Genomic DNA, 2,642 nt, shown 5'->3' on the forward strand with positions numbered 1-2,642 from the left:
CACTTCATGTCGCGCAGGATGTACGCGAACGACGGCTTGTTGCCCACGTCGGGCAGGCGGTGCACCTGCTCGTCGGAGAACTCCTCCGCCACCTCTCCGAACGTCTTGCCCAATCCGCCTCGGAAATCGCGCAGGTCCTCCCCCTCCACGTCGCCGAACCAACGGGCAAGCCCCACGCAGCCGGAAACGCATTGAGGAAGCTCCCCCTGGGCCGTGCGCTGCTCGCACAGCGTGCACTTCTCCACCACGCGCTCCTCCTCGTTGAGGTAGCGCACGTTGTAGGGGCAGGCCATGGCGCAGAACTGGCAGCCTATGCACTTCGATTTGTCGATCTGCACCGTCCCGTCCGCAAGCTTGTGCGAGGCTCCCGTGGGACACACGGCAACGCACTCGGGGTTCTCGCAGTGCTGGCAGCCCACCGGCAGGAAGTACAGGTCGACGTTGGGAAACGTCGCTCCCTCCGCCTTGGGGTTGGGGCCTATGCGCAGCACTTTGTTCCAAAAGGAGCCCACCGGCACGCCGTTGACCATCTTGCACGCGACCGAGCATGCAAGGCAGCCCACGCAGCGATCCAGGTCGGTCACGATAGCGTATCGCGTCATCGCCTACTCCCTTCCTTTCGAGTAATCGGGCAACCATTCTTTCAGGCGCGGATCCGCCGCATCGGCGATGATGGGAACGCCCTTCGAGTCGCAGGGGCAGGGATTGCCGAACGGCGAGTTCTCGGGCGTCGCTTTGTACACGTTCACCACGTAGGCCCTCAGGTTCGACGACCCCACGAACGGGTCGCAGTCGTCATGGGCGATCAGCTGGTTCACGGCGGACAGCTCGAACCCGTGCCCAGGTTCGTTCACTTCGGGATACCACCACTGGTGCTCGAGGTTCACCACGCCTTCCGCAATACCGTGGTACAGATCCGCCGTCTCGCGAATTTTGCCGAACTCCGTCTCGATCCAGCACCAGTCGCCCTGCTTGATGCCCAAACGCTCGGCGTCGGCGGGATTGATCTCCATGCGCGGCACCGGCCACTGCTCGCGGCACCACGGCAGCTGCCTATGCTCGGAATGGAAGTACACCGGGATGCGCCGGCCCGTGGTGGCGAACAGAGGGTAGCTCTCTTTCAGATCCGGACGCGTGTTGTGGGTGCGCGGCGCCTCTTTCCAGTAGGGCATCTCCGCATCCTGGTCGGGATGGTACGTCTCAATGACCGTCGACCAGATCTCCTGACGCGTGGTCGGCGTCTTGAAGCCGGGCAGCCGCTTTTCGACGGGAACCTCCTTCGCTCCCTGGCTGGTGCGATAGGCACCGGCGGCGTAACGCCGATAGGTCCCCCATCCATAAGGCTGCCACTCTTTGCAGTCCAGCCATCCGTGCTCCTGGAAGTACGCGCGATACTCCTGCCACGTCATGCCGATGTTCGCGCAGGCTTGGTCAAGCTCCCATTCAGAAGAGGGCCAGGGGTCATCGGGGTCGGGACTCCACGGCTTGCCCATCGCCTTGGCCAGCAATATGCTGAAATCGACATCGAACTTCGCTTCGCCGGGCGGGTCGAGCACTTTGCATGTGGCCCCCATCGCCCCGTGCGACCCTTGGGACATGCGGGGAGCGTCCACCTCGAGCCAATGCGTGCAAGGAAGGAGCACATCGGCCAGATCCGACGTGGGAGCATGCCACATGTCCACCTGGACGAAGAAGTCGAGGGATTTGATAGCCTCCCAGTTGCGCGTGGTGTTCGACTGCGCCAGCAGATCGCCGGACTGGTTGATGCCGGCGCGCACCGGATACGGCTCGCCCGTGAGCATGGCGCTGTACACCTGCGGGCCCTGCGCCCAGTAACGCCACCATTTGAGCAGGGGGTACTGATCGCCGCCGATGACCTTGTCGAACATCTCGTTGCTGGGGAACGGCTGCCCGGCAGCGCGCAACCCGGGATCGCGGGAGACGAGTCCGGTGGTCCCCCCGCGATTGCCGCCAGGCGTGTCGCCGTTGCCCGTGATGCAGGTGAGCAGGGAGAGCATGCGCACGTTGTCCGTTCCGTTGCACGCGTGCTCGATGGCCAGCATGTACTGGATGCCGCCGTTGCCGTAGCCTGTCGAAGGATCGAGCCTCGTGGCGTAAGTGCGCGCCGCAAGCCGAATGTCCTCAGCCGGCACCTTGCATATCTCAGCAGCGACATCCGCATTGAAATCATGCATCCGCTCGGCGAACAGCTGCCATACCGGAACGGCCTTCACCGCGCGCCCGTCCTTGAGTTCGACGTCGAACTCCCCGTAGAGGGCGGGATCGATGCCGTTGAACTCTCCCAGATCTGCGATGCGGCCCGCCACGACGCCCGGTGCGATGTCCTTCTCCTGCTCGCGGAACGTGCAGCCGTTCCACGTCTCTCCCTCCCACGAGCTCACGGAAGGCGTCGCGTCGAAGTACGTGAAGCGGTCGTTCAGATTGTCCCACACGATGTACTTGTACGGGTTCCCGTCCTCTTTGAGGTCGCTTTCCTTGAGCAGCCTCGTCTTCATCTCGTATGTGCCGCCGAAGTTCGTGGCCGCCTCGTACCCGCTCGGCTCAAGCTCCTTGACGACGAGGAACGCAGCGTTGGTCCACCGCTTCACGTAAAGGTCGTCGTACAGGTCCTCTTCGATGAC

The 2,642-nt window shown here is 63.4% G+C and carries 2 protein-coding genes; both read right to left on the minus strand.

Annotated elements, in window-relative coordinates; genetic code table 11:
• On the minus strand, positions 1 to 602 hold a 602-nt coding region (locus tag ACWKY3_RS13865; protein WP_449316982.1), incomplete at its 3' end, for a 4Fe-4S dicluster domain-containing protein.
• 3 nt (positions 603 to 605) lie between these two features.
• Positions 606 to 2,642 (minus strand): molybdopterin dinucleotide binding domain-containing protein (locus ACWKY3_RS13870; protein WP_449316983.1); only part of this gene is annotated, 2,037 nt, incomplete at its 5' end.

It is taken from the genome of Rubneribacter sp. (genome assembly GCF_965361815.1).